Annotated in this window: 18 protein-coding genes; 12 read left to right on the forward strand and 6 right to left on the reverse strand. The window is 71.8% G+C overall.

Features of this window, described 5'->3' with window-relative positions; all coding sequences use genetic code 11:
• Nucleotides 1-40 precede the first annotated feature (40 nt).
• From ABH925_RS19025 to ABH925_RS19035, 3 genes are read right to left on the reverse strand one after another with little or no spacing between them, the layout of a single operon-like run.
• The gene (locus ABH925_RS19025; RefSeq protein WP_370149411.1) at nucleotides 41-1150 is read right to left on the reverse strand and encodes a glycoside hydrolase family 26 protein; all 1110 of its coding nucleotides are present in this window, start codon (nucleotides 1148-1150) and stop codon (nucleotides 41-43) included.
• Nucleotides 1147-1497: a hypothetical protein gene (locus ABH925_RS19030; protein ID WP_370149412.1), complete on the reverse strand. Its 351-nt coding sequence runs from the start codon at nucleotides 1495-1497 to the stop codon at nucleotides 1147-1149. The genes ABH925_RS19025 and ABH925_RS19030 overlap by 4 nt, the downstream gene beginning before the upstream one ends.
• Nucleotides 1494-4436 carry a glycosyltransferase family 2 protein gene (locus ABH925_RS19035; protein WP_370149415.1) on the reverse strand — a complete coding sequence of 981 codons (2943 nt, stop codon included), beginning with the start codon at nucleotides 4434-4436 and terminating at the stop codon, nucleotides 1494-1496. Before ABH925_RS19035 ends, ABH925_RS19030 begins: the two co-directional genes overlap by 4 nt.
• 185 nt (nucleotides 4437-4621) lie before the next feature.
• Here ABH925_RS19035 and ABH925_RS19040 point away from each other — a divergent pair, with 185 nt between their 5' ends.
• Nucleotides 4622-5680, forward strand: a complete 1059-nt coding sequence (locus ABH925_RS19040; protein ID WP_370149417.1) for a glycosyltransferase family 2 protein — start codon at nucleotides 4622-4624, stop codon at nucleotides 5678-5680.
• Between the two features lie 11 nt (nucleotides 5681-5691).
• A complete protein-coding gene (locus tag ABH925_RS19045) occupies nucleotides 5692-6468 on the forward strand; it encodes a polysaccharide deacetylase family protein (RefSeq protein WP_370149531.1) in 777 nt (258 codons plus the stop codon).
• Between the two features lie 96 nt (nucleotides 6469-6564).
• On the opposite strand, the gene ABH925_RS19050 is transcribed toward ABH925_RS19045, so the two are convergent.
• Both ABH925_RS19050 and ABH925_RS19055 read right to left on the reverse strand, forming a co-directional pair.
• Entirely contained in the window at nucleotides 6565-8706 is a 2142-nt protein-coding gene (locus ABH925_RS19050; RefSeq protein WP_370149418.1) for a transglycosylase domain-containing protein, read from the reverse strand.
• Nucleotides 8707-8856: 150 nt separating this feature from the next.
• Nucleotides 8857-10023: a cation diffusion facilitator family transporter gene (locus ABH925_RS19055; RefSeq protein WP_370149419.1), complete on the reverse strand. Its 1167-nt coding sequence runs from the start codon at nucleotides 10021-10023 to the stop codon at nucleotides 8857-8859.
• 55 nt (nucleotides 10024-10078) lie between these two features.
• Between ABH925_RS19055 and ABH925_RS19060 the strand changes: the two genes are divergently transcribed.
• From ABH925_RS19060 to ABH925_RS19100, 9 genes are all read left to right on the forward strand, one after another.
• Nucleotides 10079-10435: an ArsR/SmtB family transcription factor gene (locus ABH925_RS19060; protein ID WP_370149421.1), complete on the forward strand. Its 357-nt coding sequence runs from the start codon at nucleotides 10079-10081 to the stop codon at nucleotides 10433-10435.
• Nucleotides 10436-10671: 236 nt separating this feature from the next.
• Complete coding sequence (locus ABH925_RS19065; protein WP_370149423.1) at nucleotides 10672-11031, forward strand: STAS domain-containing protein; 360 nt, start codon at nucleotides 10672-10674, stop codon at nucleotides 11029-11031.
• Nucleotides 11032-11124: 93 nt separating this feature from the next.
• Nucleotides 11125-12279 (forward strand): S1C family serine protease, encoded by a 1155-nt coding sequence (locus ABH925_RS19070; RefSeq protein WP_370149424.1) that lies wholly within the window; start codon nucleotides 11125-11127, stop codon nucleotides 12277-12279.
• A 163-nt stretch (nucleotides 12280-12442) separates the two neighbouring features.
• The gene (locus ABH925_RS19075) at nucleotides 12443-12862 is read left to right on the forward strand and encodes an RICIN domain-containing protein (protein WP_370149426.1); all 420 of its coding nucleotides are present in this window, start codon (nucleotides 12443-12445) and stop codon (nucleotides 12860-12862) included.
• Nucleotides 12863-13216: 354 nt separating this feature from the next.
• Entirely contained in the window at nucleotides 13217-15067 is a 1851-nt protein-coding gene (locus ABH925_RS19080) for an ABC transporter substrate-binding protein (RefSeq protein WP_370149427.1), read from the forward strand.
• A gap of 67 nt (nucleotides 15068-15134) precedes the next feature.
• On the forward strand, nucleotides 15135-16241 hold the full coding sequence (locus ABH925_RS19085) for an ABC transporter ATP-binding protein (protein WP_370149430.1): 1107 nt from the start codon (nucleotides 15135-15137) through the stop codon (nucleotides 16239-16241).
• Nucleotides 16238-17296: an ABC transporter ATP-binding protein gene (locus tag ABH925_RS19090; RefSeq protein WP_370149432.1), complete on the forward strand. Its 1059-nt coding sequence runs from the start codon at nucleotides 16238-16240 to the stop codon at nucleotides 17294-17296. Before ABH925_RS19085 ends, ABH925_RS19090 begins: the two co-directional genes overlap by 4 nt.
• Entirely contained in the window at nucleotides 17293-18252 is a 960-nt protein-coding gene (locus ABH925_RS19095) for an ABC transporter permease (RefSeq protein WP_370149434.1), read from the forward strand. The genes ABH925_RS19090 and ABH925_RS19095 overlap by 4 nt, the downstream gene beginning before the upstream one ends.
• Nucleotides 18253-18283: 31 nt before the next feature.
• Entirely contained in the window at nucleotides 18284-19243 is a 960-nt protein-coding gene (locus tag ABH925_RS19100) for an ABC transporter permease (protein ID WP_370149435.1), read from the forward strand.
• Nucleotides 19244-19324: 81 nt separating this feature from the next.
• Here the strand turns inward: ABH925_RS19100 and ABH925_RS19105 are convergent, their stop codons facing one another.
• A complete protein-coding gene (locus tag ABH925_RS19105; RefSeq protein ID WP_370149436.1) occupies nucleotides 19325-21013 on the reverse strand; it encodes a DUF885 domain-containing protein in 1689 nt (562 codons plus the stop codon).
• A gap of 502 nt (nucleotides 21014-21515) precedes the next feature.
• On the opposite strand from ABH925_RS19105, the gene ABH925_RS19110 reads away from it, so the two are divergent.
• On the forward strand, nucleotides 21516-23267 hold the full coding sequence (locus ABH925_RS19110; protein ID WP_370149437.1) for a cholesterol oxidase substrate-binding domain-containing protein: 1752 nt from the start codon (nucleotides 21516-21518) through the stop codon (nucleotides 23265-23267).
• The last annotated feature ends 129 nt before the right edge of the window (nucleotides 23268-23396 follow it).

A 23396-nucleotide genomic window follows, 5' to 3' on the forward strand; every position in this document is an offset into this window, starting at 1 on the left:
GGCCGGGACGACAGGGGTAACCCGGCGCGGGACCGCGGGGTCAGGGCAGCGGCTGGTGGAAGTACGGGTCCCGGCCCGCGGCCGCGTATCCGGCGGAGGCGGCCGGGGAGTCGACCGACAGGTCGCAGTCGGGGCCGGGCACCGAACTGTCCCACTGCACCACCGCGCGGACCCCCGGCAGCTGCTGCCGCACCACCTGCGGGACCTGTTCGTACCACTGCTGCTGCCGCTGCGGTTGGCTCGGGTCGGCGGCGGTGCCGTACTCCGCGATCAGCAGCGGTTTGGTCGCCGAGATGTGCTGCCGCAGCCAGATGTAGCTGGGCAGTTGGGTGTCGGCGAAGGACTGCCAGGTCGGCACGGACTTGCAGAGGTAGTAGTTGTACTGGTCGTAGCCGATCCAGTCGACGTAGGCGTCCCCCGGGTAGGAGGCCGCCATCTGCGCGGCGCGCGGCAGATAGCCGGTGACCGTCCAGACCCAGCGGACGTTGGTGACACCGAGCTGCTGGAACCGGTCGTGCAGGTGGCGGTAGGCGGCGACGTAGTCGGCGGGGCTGCCGTCGGCCGGGGTGCGGTCGTCCATCTCCTGGTCGAAGGCGAGCAGGACCGGCTTGCCGTAGGCCTTGATCCTGGCGGCCTGCGGGTCGATGACAGTGGCGTCGTAGGCACCGGAGGCGATCCGCTGCCAGCCCAGGGGCCGGTCGGCGGTCGAGCCGCCGGACCCGGAGCCGCCCCAGACCTCGGACTCCCAGGAGAGCATCAGCAGCCGGGTCCGGCCCAGTGACTGTTCGTCCGCGTCCATCAGCTGGCCGTCCGTGCCGGTGCCCATGTCGTGGTAGGTGTAGACGAGGTCGAGCCGTCGGCCGATGCGCTGCTCGAAGGCGGTGACCGAGGCCGCGAGCCCGTTCGGACCGGGCGGGACGTACGCGCCCCACCAGGCGCCGCAGGGCGGCGCCAGCGCGGCCGAGGCGGCGCAGCTGCCGCCGGACGGCGCGGACCCCGCGGTCGCCGACGAGCCGGACGGCGGGCCGCTGTCGTCCGACTGCCGGGCCACCAGCAGGGCCAGCGCCACCAGCAGGCCGACCAGCAGCAGCGCGGCACGCGGCAGCACCGAGCGTTCCGGCGGCCCCCCGCCGGAGCCGGACAGGGTCATCGCCGGACCGGGAGCAGCGCCGCGACGGTGGTGGTCACGGCGAGCACCGCCAGCGTCCGCAGTCCGGTGAACCATCCCGGCAGCATCAGCCCGGTCGCCGCGACGACCAGGAGGGACAGGCTCAGCAGCACCGTCAGCAGCAGCGTCTGCGCGGGCCCGGACCGGTCCCCGGTCGGCTCACGCGGCAGCAACGGACCGAGCAGGGCGTAGCCGGGGCAGAACGGGACGAAGGCCAGCACCACCGCGATCCGCAGCGGGGCGGCGTCCGCGAGGTAGCCGGCGCAGAGCACCGCGGCCCAGCCGGAGCCGGCCAGCGCCACCCGCACCGGAAGCGTCCGGGCGCTCACGGCAGGGCCGGGACGGTCGAGGGCGTGGTGGTGGGGGTCGGGACGTACTGGTACACGACACCGTCCTGGTTGCTGAGGATCAGTCGGAACGACGGGGAGCCGGCCACCGCGCGCTGGATCCGGTCCACCGTGCCGGGCGGCAGCAGGCCCTGCATCGAGATGTCGGAGCGCTGCCCCCGGGTGATGACCAGATAGGCGTGGGCGGGGTCGCGTACCCAGGCCATGTCGCGGGTCAGGTAGCCCAGCGGGTCCGCCATCAGCGACCGCAGCGCGGGGCCGGAGGCGTCGGTGAGCCATTCGTATGTGTACTGGTCGTAGTGCAGGTAGGCGTCGGGGTAGTTGCCGTCCGCGCCGACGATGAACGAGCCGGGCGGGGCGGTAGCGGCCAGCTGGTCGGCCAGCCGGATCTCCGCCCTGGGGAAGTAGTCCAGCCGGTCCTTGCCGGTGTAACTGGGGACGAACACCGCCGCCAGCACCAGCAGTACGCCGCCGGCCAGGGCGGCGGTGCGGACCTCCGCCCAGCGGGTCGGCGGGGTCCCGGCCGGACGCGGCCTGGGCAGCAGCGCGGCGGCGGCGAAGAACGACAGCCCGGGCAGCGCGAACATGAACACCCGGAAGACCATCTCGCCGCCGTAGTTGTTGGCGACCACCAGCGGCATCGGCACGACCGCCACCAGCAGCAGCGGCAGCCCGGACCGGCGCAGCGCCGGATGCCGCAGCGCCCCGGCCACGGCCGCGGCCGCCACCGCCGCCGACAGCCCCCGGTCCACCCAGGAGACGAAGACCGGACCGGCCCCGGTCGGCGTGGCCCCGCCGCCCGGCTGGGAGTTGGCCAGCAGGTTGCCGAAGCTCTGCGCCATGGCCGGGAGTTGCAGCCGGAAGAAGTCCAGCGCGGAGCCGGCGTCCCAGGCCGCGGGGATCAGCAGTCCCAGCACCGCGAGCCACGGGTTCCGGTAGCGGCGGGTGCAGCCCAGCACCAGCAGGCCGAGGCCGAGCACCACCGGGGTGAGCTGGTGCGAGGCCGCGTCCGCGGCGATCGGCAGGACCAGCAGCCAGAGCCACCTCCGCCGGTCCGCGCGCGGGAGTTCGGCGCGTCGCGCCGCCCCCAGCGGGTATCCGGCGTCCGCCTCGCCGTGCCGCCCCCAGGGCGCGTCACGGGCGAGGTTGCGGAACACCAGGGCCAGCACGCCCAGGTACAGGAAGAAGCCGAAGGCCTGCGGGGAGAGGTAGTCCTGGCCGACCCAGTTGCCCAGGAAGAAGATCCACACCGCCGTCCAGACCAGCCTCTGGTCCCGGCTGAAGACCTGGAAGATCAGCAGCAGTGGCAGCACCAGCAGCAGGCTGGACACCAGCGGGGCCCAGGCCGCGTAGTCGAGCGCGCCGTTCAGCCCGATCATGCGGATCACGGCGGTGTTCCCGGCGAAGAAACCGGCCCACTGGTCGTAGGGGGCCAGCGCCGCCAGCCGGTTGCTGCGGTCCAGGTGGCCGCCGTTGCCGAGCAGCCGGTCGATGATGTCGATGTGCTTCCAGGCCCAGGCGTACAGCGGCGAGTTGTAGACCAGGGCCTGGGTGGCCCGCTGCACCAGCAGCAGCGCGACGGTGTAGAGCGCGGGCCAGAGCGCCGAGCGCGGCCGCCCGGCGTACGGACGCAGGCCCGCGCCGGGGTTCCCGGGGCTGGAGCCGTCGGCGCCGGTTCGCTCGGGGCCGGTTCGCTCGGGGCCGGTCCTCTCCGGGCCGGAGCGTCCGGAGCGTCCGGGAGCGGAGTACAGGGTGTAGCCGAAACCCAGTACCAGGACGCCCAGGGCCGTCCAGTAGGACCACGGCACCGCCGCCGCCAGACCGACGCCGTTGAGGTCGTCGACCCGGGTACGCGGCAGCGACCAGGCCCAGAGCAGCAGCGCCGCGACCAGCGGCAGCCCGCCGGCCGCCGCAGCCCGCACCTGACGTAACGTCATCGACCGTACTCCGCCGTGCAGATAGCCCAGCATGGTGCAGAGCACGCCGAGCAGCACGGCGGTGGCGGTGGACAGCGGCGGCGACCCGCCGCCGGGGCGGGCGGCCCGGGCCAGTGCCTGCGGGACGGTCCGCAACAGGTAGGAGCGCTCGCTCGACAGTGCGCGCTGCCGTCCGGCCATCAGGGTGACGGCCGCCTTGGACTGTCCCTCGCGCCAGCAGCGGGACAGGAAGTAGCGCCAGGTGCCGCGCGCGGTGGGGACGTGGTGCCGGACCTGGGCGTCCGGCAGGTAGAGGAACACGCCGTCCCGGTAGTGGCGGCCGGCCCGGATGCAGAGTTCGGTCTCCTCGCAGCCGAGTGGCAGCGTGCCGGTGCGGCCCAGCTCGTTGCTGAAGCCGCCGACGGCGTCCAGGACGTCGTGGCGCAGCGACATGTTGGCGCCGATCATGTTGCGGATCGACGCGGGCTGCTCGGGCAGCCCCCGGTAGCTGCAGCCGACGACCCAGTCGAACTCGGCCGGGAACCAGCGCGGCCGGCCGGACTCCCAGCGCGGAGTGATCCCGCCGCCGACGCCCAGCACAGCGGGGTCGTCGTAGCCTTCGAGCAGCCGCACGGTCCAGTCGGGCTCCGCGGCCGCGTCGTCGTCGAGGAAGGCCACGACGGTGCCCTCGGCGGCCGCGATCCCGGTGTTGCGGGCCCCGGAGAGCCCGCGCCGCTCGGCGTTCGGGACCACCAGCACGTCCCGGAACGCCTCGCCGGCCCGGGCGTTGAGCTCGTCGTTGTGGTCGGTGACCAGGATGACCTGGTCGGGTGGACGGTCCTGGTCGCGCAGCGACTGGAGCGCGGCACTGGTGTCGTCCCAGCGGTCCAGGGTGTAGGCGCACACCACCACGGTCAGAGTCGGCGTCGCAGGGCCTCCGTTCGGCTGGCCCCCGGTGGACGGCGGGTCCTCACGAGCGGCGGCACCGGTGCTGAAGTTCTGCATTCTCGCGTCGTCCCCCCACAGGCCCGCGTGACTGCCCCCGGTTGTCCAGCATACGGAGGAGGCGCCCGGGAAACAGCCCGCTTGCACGGTCCGATCCCTTGTCAGCAGCTGTGGACGGTTTGTAACGTCGTTTCAGGACGCGTGCACTGATCGTTCGCACGCGCACTTCCGGGGGGAACGGAACCATGCGCAATACCGAGCATGTACACATTCAGTTATCCGTGGTCATCTGCGTCTACACCGAGGACCGTTGGGAGGCACTGCTGGCGGCGGTGGACTCCGCGGTCACCCAGGACCTTCCGCCACTGGACGTCCTGGTGATCGTCGACCACAATCCGGCCCTGCTGCGTCGGCTGCAGGACCGTTACGCCACAGACCCGTTGGTACGGGTGCTGGCCAACGCGGGACGGCGCGGACTGTCCGGGGGACGCAATACCGGGATCGCGGCGGCCCGGGGCGAGATCGTGGCCTTCCTGGACGACGACGCGGTCGCCGAACCCGACTGGCTGCGCTGGTTCGCGGACGGCTACCGGGACCCGGCGGTCCAGGGCGTCGGCGGGCTCACCCTGCCGGTCTGGGAGTCGGGGCGGCGGCCCCGGTGGTACCCGGAGGAGTTCGACTGGGTGCACGGCGCGACGTACCGGGGCATGCCGACCGGGCGGGCCCGGGTCCGCAACGTGCTCGGCGGCAACGCCTCGTTCCGCAGGACCGCCTTCGCCACCGTGGGCGGCTTCGACGCCGGGATCGGCCGGGGTGCCGGCGCGGACGCGTCCGACGGCGTCGGCATCGGACGGGCCGGACGCCAGCACGAACGGCGGGGCGACCGGCGGGGCGACCGGCGCGCGGGGAGGCTCCAGCCGCTGGGCGGCGAGGAGACCGAACTCTGCATCCGGATCCAGCAGGACGATCCGGGAGCGGTCTTCCTCTTCGACGACCGGTCGGTGATCCACCACCGGGTTCCGCACGAGCGCGAGCGGTTCGCCTACTTCCGCACCCGCTGCTGGGCCGAGGGCCTGTCCAAGGCGAAGGTCGCCGGGCGGGTCGGCGCGGGCGACGGCCTGTCCAGCGAGCGCCGCTACGTCACCCGGACGCTGCCGGCCGGGATCGCCCGGAGCCTCGGCGGCATCGCCAGGGGGGATCTGGCCGGCCTGGCCAGGGCCGGTGCGATCGCCGTCGGCGGGCTGATCACCGCCGTCGGCTTCCTGGTCGGCAGCCTGCGCCGGCGCTCCGGGCGGCGCCCGTGATCCCGGTGCTGATGTACCACTCGGTCACCGACCGGCCCACCGCCGGAACCCGGGCCCTGGCCGTGCGTCCGTCCGAACTGGCGATGCAGCTGGAGCTGCTGGCGGAGGCCGGGTTCAGCACCGTCACCATGGCGGAGCTGGTGGCCCACTGGCGGGGCCGGTCGGCCATCCCGTTCCCGGCCCGGCCGGTGGTGCTGACCTTCGACGACGGCTACGCGGACTTCCACAGCGAGGTGCTGCCCCTGCTGCGGGAGCACGTCGCGACGGCGACGCTGTACGTCACCACCGGCTGGCTCGCGGACGCCGGGGCGGAACGGGCCGGATGCCCGCTCGCCCCGACGCTCTCCTGGAGCCGACTGGCCGAGATCGCGGCGCAGGGGGTGGAGATCGGCGGCCACAGCCACAGTCACCCGCAGCTGGACCGGCTGGCCCCGGTGCGGCTGCGGGAGGAACTGCACCGGAACCGGGGGCTGCTGGAGCAGCGGCTGCAGCAGCCGCTGCGGACCTTCGGCTACCCGTACGGCTACTCCGACCGCCGGGTCCGGGCGGCCGTGCGCGAGGCCGGATACATCGGCGCCTGCGCCGTGGCCAACGCCCTGGCCGCGCCGGTCCGGCAGTCGCCGTACGCGCTGGCCCGGCTCACCGTCCACGGCGGCACCTCGGCGGCGGCGTTCCGCGCCCTGGTCGAAGGGCGCGGACTCGCCTGGCGTTACGCCAGGGACCGCGCCCTGACCAGGGGCTACGCCGTCGTCCGCCGCGCCACCGCGTTCGGCTGGGCGCGGAGCTGAGCTGAGCTGAGCGACCGCACCGGACCCGGCGCGCCCCGGGTCCGGTGCGGGCCGGCGTCCACGGCCCGCCTCTCCGGTCCCCGTCACCGGCCCGCGTCAGTGGCCGCCAGGGGTCGGCGGCGTGCTGGGGCTGGAGTTGGAGACGGGGGCCGAAGGCGGCAGCGGCACGGTGTTCAGTGAGATGTTGGAGTCGCCGGACAGCGCCCCGGTCATCGCGTCCTGCCAGATCGGACCGGCCAGCGTGCTGCCGAAAGCGGTGTCGACATACTGGCCGCCGATGGTCTGGCCGCTGAGCGACTGCAGCGGCGCCTTGGTCTCGCTGACCACCGTGGAGGCGGAGATCTGCTTGGTGAAGCCGGTGAACCAGACCTGCAGGTGCGAGTCGGTGGTACCGGTCTTACCGGCGTCGTCGTAACCGAGGCTGAGGTTGGTGGCGGTACCGCCCGGGTCCGAGACCACGCCCTTCAGCATGGTGGTGACCGAGTCGGCCGTGGTCTGCGACATCGCCTGGTTGCAGTTGGCCTGGGGCACCGGCAGGCTCTTGCTGCCGCTGGTGACCGAGGTGATCGCGGTCGGCGAGCAGTACACGCCCCGGGCCGCGAAGGTCGCGTAGACGTTGGCCATCTGCAGCGGGGTCAGGTTGTTGACGCCCAGGGTCAGCGACTGGACCTGCTTGAGCGGGACCAGCTTGCCGGTCTTGCCGTCCATCACCGCGGTGTTGGACAGACCCAGCTTCTGCGCCATCTTCACCACGTTGCACAGCCCGGTCTGGGCCTCCAGTGCGACGAAGTAGGTGTTCACCGACTTGGCCATGGCGTCCGGCATGGTGAACGGGCCGTGCAGCGAGGTGCTGTCGTTCCGGTCGTTGGGGGCCGGCAGCAGTCTGCCGCCGGTGCAGGTGGTCATCTCCGGGTAGTCGTCCTGGTACGGCGACGCGTACTGCTGGTCCATGCCGATGCCGTTCTCCAGCGCCGCTGCGGCGGTGACCGGCTTGAAGTTGGAGCCGGTCGGGAAGCCGTTGCCGCCGCCCATCGAGCGGTCCACGTTGTAGTTCAGCTCGGTCTGGTGGTCACCGGGGCCGTAGGGGCGGCTCTGGCCCATGGCCAGGATCTTGCCGGTGCCCGGCTGGACCATGGTCATCGCGGTCGCGGCCCTGTCGCTCGCATAGACGTGATTGGTGACCGACTTCTGCAGCGCGGCCTGGTCCTTCGGGTCGATCGTGGTGTGGATCTGCAGACCGCCCTGGTCCCAGAGCGCCTGCCGCGCCTGCGCGGTGGCCCCGAAGGCCGGGTCGTTGAGGACGATGTGCTGCACGTAGTCGCAGAAGAAGCCCTCGCCGTTCTTCGCCGTGATGCAGCCCTTCTGCGGGCGGTTCACCTTGAGGTTCAGCGGCGTCGCCTTCGCGGCGGCGGCCTGGGCGGCGGTGATGGTGCCGTACTTCGCCATGTCGTCGAGGACCTCGCCACGCCGCTGCAGCGCCAGGTCCGGGCGTACCAGCGGGTCGTAGCCGCTCGGCGACTGCACCATGCCGGCCAGCAGGGCCGCCTGCGGGATCGTCAACTGGCTGGCGTGGACGCTGAAGTACCGCTCCGAGGCGGCCTCGATGCCGTAGGCCTGCTCACCGAAGAACGTGATGTTCAGGTAGTCGGCGAGGATCTGGTCCTTGGTGAGCTTCTTCTCCAGCTCGATCGCGAAGCGCAGCTCCTGGATCTTGCGGGAGAAGGTCTGCCGCTGCGCCTCCTTGACCTTGACCGGGTCGTCGCCGGCCATCTCCACGAAGACGTTCTTGATGTACTGCTGGGTCAGCGTCGATCCGCCCTGGGCCACTCCGCCCGAGCCGGTGTTCTTGGTCAGGGCGCGCAGGGTGCCCTTCGGGTCGATCGCGCCGTGCTGGTAGAAGCGGTTGTCCTCGATGTCGACGAGCGCGCTGCGCATGACCGGCGCGATCTGGCTCAGCGGGACCACGGTGCGGTCCCGGGCGTAGACCTTGGCGATCACCCCGCCGTTGGCGTCGTAGATGGTCGAGGCCTGCGACAGCGGCGGTATGACGAAGGTGTCCGGGATGCTGTTGAAGTCGTTGCTGGCGGTCTTGGCGCCGATTCCGAGGCCGCCGACGGCGGGCAGCGCGAGCCCGGCGACGACGGCTCCGGCCAGCGCGCTCACCCCCAGCAGACGTGCGCCGAGGCCGACCTGGCGCAGCGGGGATCGAAAGCGGGAGGCGGTGAACTTCAGTGCCATGGGTGAGGGGAGGACGCGGCCTCCGCCCCCTTTCCGGTCGTCTCGACGGGTCGTTACAGGGAACTCGACACCCAAGAACCCCACCCGTTGTATTGACTCCCTCGAACCCCTCATCGGTTGCTGTCACCCGAGCAGGTAATTCGCACAGGATCAGCCTGCGGCCGCCAGGTGGTGGTGGGCCAGCGGCGCGTGCGGGTCGGCTCCGTCCGGCAGGGCGGGGTCGGCGTGCACCAGCACGGCGGTCAGCCGTGGGACGGCGTGCAGCAGGGCGTGCTCGGCCTCGACCGCGATGCCGTGCGCGGCCAGGACGTCCAAGCTGCCGTCCACGGTGATGGCGACCTCCGCCCGCAGGTGGTGGCCGATCCAGCGCATCCGCAGCGCACCCACCGCGCGCACCCCGTCCACCGCGAGTACGGCCTGCTCGGCGGAGTCGATCAGGGCCGGATCGACCGCGTCCATCAGCCGACGGAACACCTCGCGGACGGCGTCCCGCAGGACGACCAGGATGGCGACGGTGATCAGCAGGCCGACCAGCGGGTCGGCGAGCCGCCAGCCGAGGGCGGCGCCACCGGCCCCGAGCAGCACGGCCAGTGAGGTGAACCCGTCGGTACGGGCATGCAGACCGTCCGCGACCAGCGCGGCCGAGCCGATCCGGCGGCCGGTGCGGATCCGGTAGCGGGCGACCCACTCGTTGCCGACGAAGCCGATCAGCGCGGCGGCGGCGACGGCCGGCAGGTAGCCGATCTCGCGCGGGTTCAGCAGCCGGTCGACGGCCATGAAGGCGGCCAGCGCCGAGGAGGCGGCGATGGTCAGCACGATCACGATCCCGGCCAGGTCCTCGGCCCGGCCGTAGCCGTAGGTGAACCGACGGGTGGCCGCCCTGCGGGCGAGCAGGAACGCGACCCCGAGCGGCAGCGCGGTGAGCGCGTCGGCAGCGTTGTGAACGGAGTCCCCCAGCAGCGCCACCGAACCGGACAGCACCACGACCACCGCCTGCAGCGCGGCCGTGACCGCGAGCCCGCCCAGGGAGATCCACAGCGTCCGCATGCCCTCGGCGGAGGCCTCCAGCGCGGAGTCGACCTTGTCGGCGGCCTCATGGCTGTGCGGCCTGAACAGATGCGCCCAGCGCCGCCCCGGATGCGGGTGGCCATGGCCTGCGCCGTGGTCGAGGTCTTGGTCGTGGCCGTGGCCGTGGCCGTGGCCCGCGCCGTGGCCGTGGTCTGCGTCGTGAGCTTCGCCGTGGTCGTGGCCCGGCGCGTGGTCATGGTCGTGGCCGGGTTCGCCGGCATGCGGGTGGGCGTGGGTGGGGTCGCTCATGGCTGCTCGCACCTCTCGGCTCGGGGTCGCCCCTGCAGTGTGCCATCATGTGCGTATGGATGCACGCATGCACCTGTCACCTGCTTATGATGCGCAGGTGCGAGACGACAGCGAACGGTTGACGCTGGCCGCCGAGATCCTCGGCCTGCTGGCCGACCGCACCCGACTGGCCCTGCTGCAGCGCCTGGCCGAGGGCGAGGCGGACGTGACCACCCTCACCGAGGCCTGCGGCGTCGCCCGCCCCTCGGTCAGCCAGCATCTGGCCCGGCTCCGGCTGGCCGGACTGGTCAGCACCCGCAAGGAGGGCCGCCGGGTGGTGTACCAGTTGCGGCATGGCCATCTGCGCCGCCTGGTCGACGAGGCACTGAGCGTGGCCGAGCATCAACTCGACCACCTCCCGCCCCACGACTGACGCTCTCGCCCAGCATCTGTCCAATCATCAGAAACTACTCAGCGTAGGGATGGTGAGTTCCCGGCCCGGACGGGGCAGTATGGGAGTGCAGGTACGTGGCGACTCGACGCCGACCTGAAACCCGGGGGCGTCACACTTCGTAATCGCGTGGGGGTCGCCTGCCGTGCCTGCGGACAGGTCGGGACAGCGAGAGCAGTGGGCCAATCGCCATGGGCGCGGACGAGGTTGCATTCGGGGTGCGGTACCGGCTGGCGGGTGCCGCGATCGTGGTCGAGTTGCGCGGAGAACTGGACATCATGGCGCACCAGCGCCTGTCCCCCGGTCTGGACTGGACGCTGGACTGCCATGACGGCGACATCGTGGTGGACCTCCGCGCCGTGACCTTCCTGGACGCGAGCGGGATGAAGCTGCTGGTCCGGATCCACCAGGAGACGGTGCGGCGCGGACGGCGCCCCGCGCTGGTGCGCGGGAACGCGCAGGTGTCCAAGGTGATGCGGATCGTCCGGCTGGAGCAGGCCTTCGACCTCGTCGGGGATCTTTTCGTCGACCAGCCCTTCGCCGAGGACGGTGACCAGGACATTCACAGGGCCGGCTGATGGCGCCCCTACCCCTTTCGTCCGCACTATGGAGGGAAGGAGCTGAGGGACGCCGCACGCGCCCCCGGATCCGGGCAGGAGGGTGTCTCGGCCATGAGCGACATCCAGCAGCAGCCGCCGCAGCCGCCACAACAGCCGCCGCCGCCTCCGTACCAGCCGCGGCCGCGCCGTCGGCGCCGGCGCACCGCGGTCGGGCTCGCCCTGGCCGTGGCGGTGGCCGTCGCCGCCGGCATCGTCGTCGACCACGCCTTTCTGCACTCCGGTACGTCGAGCGGCCCGGTGGCGGTGCAGTCGAGCACCGGCACGGCGTCCCCCGAACGGGTCAACGCCGGACTGGTGGATATCGAGGTCGTCCTCGGCTACCGGGGGCTGCAGGCCGCCGGCACCGGAATCGTGCTGTCGCCGGACGGGGAGGTGCTCACCAACAACCACGTGATCACCGGCGCGACCCGGATCACTGCCACCGACGTGGGCAACGGCCGCAGCTACACCGCCACCGTCTCCGGCTACGACCGTTCGCACGACCTCGCGCTGCTGCGGCTCCGGGGCGCGTCCGGCCTGACCACCGAGCAGCTCGGGGACTCCGGGACGCTCGCCGTGGGCGACGCGGTGCGCGCGGTCGGCAACGCCGGCGGCACGGGAGGCACCCCGACCGTGGCGAACGGGTCGGTGATCGCCCTGGGGCAGTCGATCGTCGCCGGGGACAGCTCGTCCGGTGACTCGGAGCAGCTGAACGGTCTGATCGAGGTGAACGCCAACGTGCAGCCGGGCGACTCCGGCGGTCCGCTGGTGAACGCCTCCGGCGCCGTCGTCGGCATGGACACCGCCGCGGCGGTCGACTACCAGTCCCAGATCACCGGGGGCCAGGGCTACGCCATACCCATCGACCAGGCGGTCCTGGTGACCAGCCAGATCGAGGCCGGGAAGACCTCGGCCACGGTGCACCTGGGCAGCACCGCCTTCCTCGGCGTCGACGTCAGCCCGCCCGCCGCACCGGGGTTCGCCGGAGGCGCGGCGAACGGCGCCGAGGTGGTCGGGGTGGTCGCCGGATCCCCGGCCGCCCAGGCCGGACTGGCGGACGGCGACGTGATCACCGCCGTGGACACCCAGACCGTGACCACGGCCGACTCCCTGACCGGCCTGATCTCCGCGCACCACCCCGGCGACCGGGTCCAGCTGCACTGGACCGACACGGCCGGCCAGCAGCACACCGCCGCCGTCCCTCTGGCCAACGGCCCGGCGGCCTAGGCTCGATTCCCCTTCGAAATTGTGCGAACTTTCGTTCACGGATGATTGTTCGTGAACATTCATAGTCGGCTGGAACTCGTCGTTACACCTCCCGTCGCGGCCTCCTAGGTTGAGGGCGTTCGATCAGCTGTGCACAGTCGTGCACCACGGCTCTGGAGGTCCCATGCCGACCATTCCCGACGGCCAGTACCTGATCAAGAACCCCGACAGCGGCCAGTACATCGACCTGGCCGGGGGCAGCACGGACCCCAACACCCCTGTCATCGCGATGGAGCTCACCAAGAGCCCCAGCCAGCAGTGGCAGGTCACCACGCTCAACGGCGTCAACGAGTTCTTCCTGAAGAGCTCGGCCGGCGACGTCTTCGTCAACCTGAGCATGCTGCGGATCTACCCGCCCCGGATCGCAGTCCTGCCGAACCCGATCCCGTGGTCGATCGAACCGGTCGGTGACGGGATCTTCCGGATCCACTTCCCGTACCAGGACGGGGTGATCACGGTCCTCGACGGGGCGCCCGGCAGCCAGCTGCTCTCGCTGCCGTGGAGCGGCGAGCCCGGCCAGATCTGGACCTTCGAGGCCAGCTGACCGAAGGCCCGGCGGACGACGCCGGCGTTGTGCGGCCGAGCCGCACGGCGTCGGCGTCGTTCCCGTTCCCGGCCCCGAGCGCCCCCGCCATGGCGATGATCCGGAGCTCCGCGACACACCGGGGCGGTTCCGATCAACCTCCGAAACCTTGCGAAAACGATATAGACCCGTGCCTGTCCATGAACATGACTGTGCGTCAGACTCTGGGAGGCATTGGAAGCCACAACCACGACGTCGTGGGTCGACGAGGGGTACGGCATACCTGCGGCCACGCCCGGTACCCCCGGTCGGAGCCGCGACGATCACACGGCGCCACTTGTGCATCGAACATCCATCGGTCACAGGAGGTGCACCATGACACCCTCATCAAGACGGAGGGCACACCGCTCCACGTCTCGTACCACTCGGAAGCTCGGCGCCGTCGCGCTGCTGGCGACGGTCTCGCTCACCGCCGCCGCCTGCAGTTCGGGCGGGACGCCCGCCCCTGCGGGCAACGGCGGCAACCAGAACGCGGTCGGATCCCCGGTCCAGGGGGGCACGTTGAAGCTGCTCGGCAGCGGCGACGTGGACCACCTGGACACCGCCAGTGGCTACTACACGGCGACCTACACCCTGGAACGGGCCTACACCCGCCAGCTGTTCACCTACCCCACGTCCACCGACACCGCGACCCAGACCGAGATCGTCCCCGACCTGGCAAGCGAGCTGCCGACCACGGCCAACGGCGGCATCAGCGCCGACGGCCTGACCTACACCATCCACCTGCGCTCCGGAGTGATGTGGAACAGCTCGCCGGCCCGCGCCGTGACCGCGCAGGACATGGTGCTGGGACTGAAGCGGCTGTGCAACCCGACCAAGAACGCGGTCGGCGCGCCCGGCTACTACGAGGGCGTGATCGCCGGGTTCCAGCAGTACTGCGACGCCTTCGCCAAGGTCAACCCGACCATCCCGGCCATCCGGGCGTTCATCAACAGCAACGAGATCTCCGGCGTGAAGGCCGTGGACGCCTCGACCGTGCAGTTCACCCTGGTCAAGCCGGCCAGCGACTTCCTCAACATCCTGGCGCTGCCGTTCTCCTCGGCCACCCCGCAGGAGTACCTGAACTACCTGCCGGACGACGCCAACTTCCGCACCCACACCCTCTCCGACGGCCCGTACGCGATCACCGGGTACACCGCCGGCCAGACGATCACGATGGCCCGCAACACGGCCTGGCAGCAGTCCACCGACCCGGTCCGGCACCAGTACGTGGACAAGATCCAGGTGACCATGGGCCAGGACGAGGGCCCGGTGCAGGAGCAGATCCAGGCCGGCACCGCCGACCTGGAGTGGGACACCATCGTGCCGACGCCGAACATCCCGGCGCTGCAGGCCGCCAACGACGCGCGGCTGGGCATCTTCCCGGCCGGGGACAGCAACCCCTTCCTGGTGTTCAACACGCAGAGCCCCAGCAACAACGGTGCCCTGGGCAAGGTCGCGGTGCGCCAGGCGATGGAGTACGCGGTCGACAAGGTCGCCATCGGCAAGATCTACGGTGGGGCCGCCCTGAACACCCCGCTGGACCAGGCGATCCCGCCGGGCAGCGTCGGCTACCAGCCGATCGACCCGTACGCCACGCCGAACAGCTCCGGTGACCCGGCGAAGTGCAAGGCGATGCTGGCGGCGGCCGGCTACCCCAACGGCCTGGTGCTCAAGGACGTGGCCCGCAACGCCGGCAACCACCCGGCGGTGGCGCAGTCCATCCAGGCCGACTTCAAGGCCTGCGGCATCACCACGCAGATCCTGTCGGTGAGCCAGGGCGACTACTACGGCAAGTACCTGAACGACCCGGCCAGCGCCAAGGCCGGCGGCTGGGACATCAGCGAACCGGGCTGGGTCCCCGACTGGTACGGCAACAACGGCCGGGCCACCATCGAGGCCCTGTTCGACGGCCGTGGCTACGGTCCCGGCTCCACCGACTGGGGCGACTACAACAGCACCGCCACCAACGCCCTGATCGACCAGGCCCTCAGCGCGCCGACCGTGGCCGCGGCCGGGGCCCTGTGGCACCAGACGGACGTGCAGATCATGCAGGACGCGGCGTTCATCCCGTTCGAGACGCAGAAGACCGCGCTGTTCCGGTCGACTCGCGTCCACAACGCGATCTTCTTCCCGCTGTCGCAGGCGTACGACATCACCCAGGTCTGGCTCTCGCCGACCAGCTGACGCACCACCACCGTCCGCCGCGGGCCCGCACCGGCCCGCGGCGGTCCCATCCGACCCAGGAGGGTGCATGCGTCTGCTCTCGGTCCGCGACCTCACGGTCTCCTTCCGCAGCACCGACGGTCTGGTCCAGGCGGTCCGCGGCCTCTCCCTCGACGTCGACAGCGGCCGGACCCTCGGCATCGTCGGCGAGTCCGGTTCCGGCAAGAGCGTCGCCACGCTGACGCTGCTCGGGCTGACCCCCGGCGCACACGTCACCGGCAGCGCCACCTTCGAGGGCCGGGAACTGCTGGGCATGGAACGTGAGGAACTGCGCCGGCTCCGCGGCGACCGGATCGCCGCCGTGTTCCAGGACCCGCTGTCCAGCCTGCACCCGCACTACACGGTGGGCTGGCAGATCATCGAACTGATCCGCGCCCACCGCCCGGTGAGCGGCCGGGCCGCTCGCGGCCGGGCCGTCGAACTGCTCTCCCTGGTGGGCATCCCGCACGCCGAACGCCGGGTGGACGACTATCCGCACCAGTTCTCCGGCGGGATGCGGCAGCGCGCCCTGATCGCCATGGCACTGGCGCTCGACCCGGCCCTGGTGATCGCCGACGAGCCGACCACCGCCCTGGACGCCACCGTCCAGGCACAGATCCTGGACCTGCTGACCCGGCTGCAGCGGGAGATGGGCATGGCCCTGATCATGATCACGCACGATCTGGGGGTGATCGCCGGAATGGCCGACCAGGTGCTGGTGATGTACGCCGGACGGGCGGTCGAGGTCGCGGACCGGCGCACCGCCTACTACCAGCCCCACCACCCCTACACCAAGGGCCTGCTGGAGTCGATCCCGTCCTCCAGCGGGGCCCGGGGCCGGCTGCGGCCGATTCCCGGCCAGCCTCCCAGCCTGATCCGGCTGCCCGGTGGCTGCCCGTTCCACCCGCGCTGCACCTTCGCGATGGACCGCTGCCGCAGCGAGGAGCCGCCGCTGCTGCCGGTGGCCGGCGGCACCGGCCACCGGTCCGCCTGCTGGCTGCCACCGGACCTGATCGGGCTGAGCGACGCCACCGAGCAGGCCCGCCAGGACGCCGCGGCCAGGGGCCGCACCACCACCCCCGCTCCGGGCGGCGTCCGGAGCGGCGATACCAGCCCGGGCACCACCACCGGCGACGACCGGAAGGGGGCCGCATGACCACCGCGGACACCGCCGACCCGCTGCTGCAACTGCGGGACCTGGTCAAGTACTTCCCGATCCGTCGGGGCATCGTGGTGAAACGCGAGATCGGCCGGGTGCACGCCGTGGACGGGGTGAACCTGTCGGTGCGGCGCGGCGAGACCCTCGGCCTGGTCGGCGAGACCGGCTGCGGGAAGTCGACGCTGGCCCGGTGCGCGGACCGGCTCTACCCGGTCACCTCCGGCCAGGTGCTGTTCGACGGCGAGGACATCACCCGGCTCGACCGGCGCCGGCTGCGCCCGTACCGGCGGCAGATCCAGATGGTGTTCCAGGACCCCTACGGCGCGCTCAACCCGCGCCGCCGGGTGGGCTCGATCATCGGCGACCCGTTCGCGATCCACGGCACCGCCGACGGCGAGCAGCGCAAGCGGGAGGTGCAGCAGCTGATGGAGCTGGTCGGCCTCAACCCCGAGCACTACAACCGCTTCCCCGCGGAGTTCTCCGGCGGGCAGCGGCAGCGCATCGGGGTCGCCCGCGCGGTCGCGCTGCGGCCCCGGCTGATCATCGCGGACGAGCCGGTGTCGGCGCTGGACGTGTCGATCCAGGCGCAGATCATCAACCTGCTGGCCGACCTGCAGAGCGACTTCGGTCTCACCTACGTGTTCATCACCCACGACCTCTCCGTGGTACGGCATGTCAGCGACCGGATCGCGGTGATGTACCTCGGCCAGGTGGTGGAGCTGGCGCCGACTGAGGAACTGCACCGGCGGCCGCGCCACCCCTACACCAACGCCCTGCTGTCGGCGGCCTCGGTGGCCGACCCGGACGCCGCCGCCGCGCGTCAGCGGATCGTGCTCACCGGGGACGTGCCCTCGCCGGTGGCCCCGCCCCGGGGCTGCCGCTTCCATCCGCGCTGCCCCAAGGCCCGGCGGCGCTGCGTCGAGGAGGCCCCGGTGCCCCTGGCCCGTCCCGGCGACCCGGACAGTCACCTGACGGCCTGTCACTTCCCGGTGGAGCCGGGCGAGGACCTGACCGCGCTGACCCCCGACCTCACCGATGGAGGCGCCTCGTGACCGCGCTGTCCGGAGGGGCCGAACTGCCGCTCGCCGCCGCCGAGCAGGACCCGTCGGACCGGATCGAGGGACGCAGCCCCTGGCAGCTGGCCTGGATCAGGCTGCGTTCGGACCGGGTCGCGATCATCTCCGGGGTGTTCGTCGTGCTGCTGGTGGCGGTCGCGCTGGCCGCCCCGCTGCTGTCGCACCTGATCGGCTGGGGTCCGGCCGACCAGGACCGGGACCAGGGCCTGAGCGCGGCCGGACTGCCGATGGGCCCCAGCGCCCGGCATCTGCTCGGCACCGACAACCTGGGCCGGGACGTGCTGATCCGGGTCATCTACGGGACCCGGGTGTCGCTGCTGGTCGGGGTGGCCGCCACCGGCCTGTCCATCGTGATGGGTGTGGTGGTCGGCCTGGCCGCCGGATACTTCGGCGCCCTGGTGGACAGCCTGCTGTCGCGGTTCATGGACGTGGTGCTGTCGTTCCCGTTCCTGCTGTTCGCCATCGCCCTGGTCTCCATCTACGGCAGCAGCCTGACCCTGACGGTGTTCGTCATCGCGTTCTTCTCCTGGGCCGCGGTCGGCCGCATCGTGCGCGGCCAGACCCTGTCCATCCGGGAGAAGGAGTACGTCGAGGCGGCCCGGTCACTGGGGGCCGGCGACATGCGGATCATGTTCGTCGACGTGCTGCCGAACCTGCTGGCACCGGTCATCGTCTACGCGACCCTGCTGATCCCCATCGCCATCGTCTTCGAGGCGACCCTGTCCTTCCTCGGACTGGGCGTGGTGCCACCCACTCCCACCTGGGGAAACATGCTCAACGACGCACTGCCCTTCTACCAGGTCTCCTGGTGGTTCGCGCTGTTCCCCGGGCTGGCGCTGCTGCTGACCACGCTCGCCTTCAACCTGCTGGGGGACGGCGTGCGCGACGCGCTGGACCCGCGCACCGAACGCCTCTTCGCCGAGCAGGAATAGCCCCGGAATACGCAATGGAATAGGAGTTGCCGTGCTGCGCTTCCTGGTCCGCCGGGTCCTGTCCGGCGTGCTGGTCGTCTGGCTGATCAGCGTGTTCACCTTCGGCCTGTTCTTCGTCGCCCCGCAGAACGTGGCCCGGCTGCTCTGCGGGCGGCTCTGCTCGACCACCCAGCTGCAACTGATCACCAAGCAGCTCGGCCTGAACGACCCGGTCCTGGTGCAGTACTGGCACTTCCTGGACCGGCTGCTCCACGGTGACCTGGGCTACTCGTACTACAACTCCGAACCGGTCAGCTCGCTGGTCAACGCCGCGCTGCCGGTGACCGTGTCCCTGGCGGTCGGCGCCGGGGTGCTCTGGCTGGTCGGCGGGGTGGCCATCGGCGTGCTGTCGGCGATGCGGCCGCGTAGCGTGCTGGACCGCTCCGGGACGGTGTTCGCGCTGCTCGGGCTCTCCATGCCGTCGTTCCTGGTCGGACTGCTGCTGCTGTACTTCCTGTTCTTCCGGCTGCACCTGGCCGGGGTGGACTGGTTCCCACCGTCCGGGTACATCCCCTTCACGCAGAACCCGGCGCTGTGGGCGCAGCACCTGATCCTGCCCTGGCTGACCCTGGCCTTCGTCACCGCCGCCACCTACGTCCGGCTGACCCGCAGCCAGATGCTGGAGGTGCTCGGCGAGGACTTCATCCGCACCGCGCGCGCGAAGGGCGTGCGCGACCGACGGGTGACCTACCGGCACGCGCTGCGCGCCGCGCTCACCCCGGTGGTCACCCAGTTCGGCATCGACCTGGCCACGCTGCTCGGCGGCGCGATCGTCACCGAGCGGATCTTCGGACTGCCCGGCCTGGGCCAGCTCTCGGTGACCTCGATCGTCCGCGAGGACCAGCCGGTGGTGATCGCCCTGGTGCTGCTGGCCGCGGTGTTCATCGTGGCGGCGAACATCGTCGTCGACCTGCTCTACGCCGCGCTGGACCCCCGGGTCCGGCTGAGCTGACCGGCTGCCGGACCGTGCCCGCAGCGGGTCGCGCCCGCGGCGGGCACGGTCCGGCCGGCACGGTCCGGCGGCTACCGGCGGCTACTGGGTGAGCGCGGCCAGGTCGTCGGTGAGGTCGTCCAGGCCGAAGGAGCCCCGGGACAGTGCCCGCATGTGCCAGGTCTTCAGGTCGAACTTCGGCCCGGAGGCCCGGCGGGCCGCCTCGCGTCCCCGCAGCCAGGCGCGTTCGCCGAGCTTGTAGCCGATGGCCTGCCCCGGCATGCCGAGGTAGCGGAGGATCTCGCTGTCGCGGCGCGCCGCCGGGCTGCCGTGGTAGGTCGCCATGAACGCCGAGGCCAGCTCCGGGGTCCACCGCTCACCGGGGTGGAAACCCGAGTCCGCCGGGATGGCGAGCCGCAGGTGCATACCGATGTCGACGATGACCCGGATGATCCGCAGCATCTGCTTGTCCAGGTAGCCGAGCCGGCGGGCCGGGTCGGTGAGGTAGCCGAGGTCGTCCATCAGCCGTTCCGCGTACAGGGCCCAGCCCTCCACGTTGGCGCTGACCTTGCCGAGGGTGACCTGGTAGCGGCTGAGGCTGTCGGCCAGCGAGGTCCACCGCGCGATCTGCAGATGGTGTCCGGGGACGCCCTCGTGGTACCAGGTGCTGACGATCCGCCAGGTGGGGAAGTGCTCGCGGCCCTGGGTCGGCAGGAAGGTCCGGCCGGGACGGCTGAAGTCCAGGCTGGGGCCCATGTAGTAGGGCGCGCCCGCGCTGCCGACCGGCGCGATCATCGACTCGACCCGGCGCAGCGGACCGCTGATGTCGAAGTGGGTTCCGTCGAGGTCCTCGATCGCCTCGTCCATCACCTGCTGCAGCCAGGCGCGGATCTGCTCCACGCCGACCACCACGTGCCCGTGCTCGTTCAGGTGGTCCATGGCCTCCAGCACCCCGGCGCCGGGCAGGATCTGGCCGGCCGCCTCGCGCATCTCGGCGGCGGTGGTGTGGAACTCGGACCAGGCCCAGGCGTAGGCGTCGTCCAGGTCGATGTCGGCGCCGGTGTAGTAGCGCGCGGAACGGAGGTAGCGCTCCCGGCCGACCGCGTCCGGAGTGCCTTCCGTGGCGGGTGCGTAGCTGTCCCGCAGCCAGTCGCGGAACGCGGCCACCGCCGCCGTCGCCCGGAGCGCGGCCGCGTCGAGTCCGGGGCGGAGCTGCTCCGGGGCGGGCGCGACGAACTCCGCGAACCAGCCGGCGCCGCCGGTGTCCTCCCCGGTCCACGCGGTGAGCTGCTCGACCACCACCGCGGCCTGCCGGGGCGCGGACAGCAGGCCGCGGGCCATGCCCTCGGTCAGCGTGGCCCGGTAGCCGTCCACGGCCGCGGGCAGGTTCCGCAGCCGGCCGGCCACCCGGGACCAGTCCTCGTCGGTCGCGGTGGGCATCACCGTGAAGATCTGGCGCAGCTGGCCGTGCGACGAGCTGATGTTCCGCAGGCTGCGGTAGTGGTCCCCCTCGTCGTGCAGCCGCAGCTCGGCGGTGAGCCGTTCGCGCAGCAGCCGGGCGCAGGCCTGCTCGTCCGGGTCCGCGACGGCCTCGGCGGGGAGCGCGTCCAGCGCGGCGAGTGCGTCCCTGGCGAGCGCCGCCTCGGCGGCGAAGCCCTCCGGCGACAGGTCCGGCTGCCGGTCGTCGTCCGGGTTCAGACCCAGCCAGGCCCCGACGCCCGGATCCAGGGCGGCGACCCGCTCGACGTAGGCGTCCGCGAGACGGCGGGGAGTCATCGGTTCTGTCGGCATGCCGACATCCTGCTGCATGGACCGAAGCCTCCGCCATGCCCGGTGGCGACGCCCTTCCTGCACGGAGGCGCCGACACCGCCGACCACCGGCAAATCTGACGCACCGTCATTGACTTCTCACGATCCCGGCTGGATCCTCTCCCTCACCGCACCCGCCACCGGCGGCCGGTCGGCCTTCGGGACGTCCGCCGATCCCCCGCCCTCAGCGCTGCGACCCCCACCACACCGTCACTCCTCCGTGCGGCCGGCCGCACCAGCGAGGAACGCCCGCGCAGCCGCACCACTGCGCAGTATCCGTACGCCGCTCACGGTTCCGCACGCCGACTCACGGTTCCGCGCATCCCGCACCCGTCTGCCGACCCCGCTCGGGCTTGCCTCCGCACAGGCGCACAGGCGATCACCTCCGCATGCCTGCATCCCCACGCCCGGTACGGCTCTGTGGCAAACCCGTATGCCTGATTCCACCCGTCACGCATGCCCAAGCACCCCGCGGAGGGTACCCATGGCCTCATCCCAGCACCCCGACCTGCCCGTTTCGCCGCTCTCCCGGCGTGCGTTCCTGGGCGCCGCCGGAGCCACCGCCGCCGTCACCAGCCTGTCCTGGACGCCCGCCTTCAGGGTGTCCCCGGCCGAGGCGTCCACCCCCGCACCACCGAACTTCCCCAGCGGCATCAGCGTCTACCAGCAGGCCTGGACGAACTGGTCCGGCGAGATCGTGCTCAGCCCGCAGTGGACCTGCGCCCCCGCCTCGCCCGCCGACGTGGTCACCCTGGCCAACTGGGCCCACGGCCAGGGCTGGAGAATCCGCGCCCGGGGCATGGGCCACGGCTGGTCTCCGCTGCTGGAGCCGACCGGCGCCTCGGGCGACATCCTCATGGTCGACACCACCCAGCACCTCACCGCGGTCACCGTGAACAGCGGCAGCCCGGCGAGCGTCACCGCGCAGACCGGCGTCACCATGGTCACCCTGCTCACAGACCTGGAGAACGCGGGCTACGGCCTCACCAACACCCCGGCGCCCGGTGACCTCAGCCTGGGCGGGGTGCTCGCCATCGACGGTCACGGCACTTCCGTCCCCGCCTCCGGGGAGACCCGGCTCGCCGGACACACCTACGGCTCGGTCAGCAACCTGGTCACCTCGCTCACCGCCGTGGTCTGGGACTCCAGCCAGGGCGCCTACGTGCTGAAGACCTTCCAGCGCGGCGACCCCGACATCGGCGCCTTCCTGGTCCACCTCGGCCGCGCCTTCGTCACCGAGGCCACCCTGCGCGTCGGCGCCAACGTCCGGATGCGCTGCCAGAGCAGCTACACCACCAACGTCGGCACCCTGTTCGCGCCGCCCGCCTCGGCCGGCTCCAACTCCTTCGCCGCGCTGCTGAACCAGAGCGGGCGGGTGGAGACCATCTGGTTCCCGTTCACCACCGTCCCCTGGCTCAAGGTCTGGTCGGTCAGCCCCGGCAAGCCGTTCTTCTCCAAGGAGGTCGACAGCCCGTTCAACTACAGCTTCTCCGACTCGGTGAGCACCCAGGAGTCCCAGTACATCTCCGACATCGTCAGCGGCAACGTCTCGGTCACCCCGACGTTCGAGAACCTGGAGATGAGCATCGTCGGCTCCGGACTGATCGTCACCGGCACCTGGGACATCTGGGGCTGGGCCAAGAACACGCAACTCTACGTCCGGCCCACCACGCTCCAGGTCACCGCGAACGGCTACGCCATCCTCTGCGCCCGCTCCGATGTGCAACGGGTCGTCAGCGACTTCTACACCTACCTGAACAACGCGCTGAACAGCTACCAGGCCAGAGGCCAGTTCCCGATGAACGGACCCTGGGAGGTCCGCGCCACCGGACTGGACAACCCCGCCGACTGCGGGGTGCCCGGCGCGGTCCAGCCGCTGCTCAGCGCGGTCCGCCCGCGCCCGGACCAGCCCGCCTGGGACACCGCCGTGTGGATGGACGTGCTCACCATCCCGGGGACCCCGCAGTCCCAGCAGTTCTACCGGGAGACCGAGCAGTGGGTGCTCTCCACCTACACCGGCAGCTACGCGGCGGTGCGGCCCGAGTGGTCCAAGGGCTGGGGCTACTCCGGCACCGCGGGCTGGGCCGACCCCACCATCCTCGGCAGCACCATCCCGGCCGCGTACCGGGCCGGCCAGCCCTCCGGCGCCGACTGGGACGCGGCGCTGGCCATCCTCGACCGCTACGACCCCGCCCGCATCTACAGCAACACCTTCCTGGACGGCTTCCTGCCCTGACCTGCGGCGTCCGCCTGCGCGTCCGCGTCCGCTCACGCGTCGCCGGGCGCGCCGGTCGGCGGGCGCGCGGGTCAGCGGGCGCGCGGGTCGCTGAGCGCGCCGGTCGCTGGGCGTATGACCGGTGCGCGC

It is taken from the genome of Streptacidiphilus sp. EB129, assembly GCF_041262645.1.
Lineage (GTDB): Bacteria > Actinomycetota > Actinomycetes > Streptomycetales > Streptomycetaceae > Streptacidiphilus.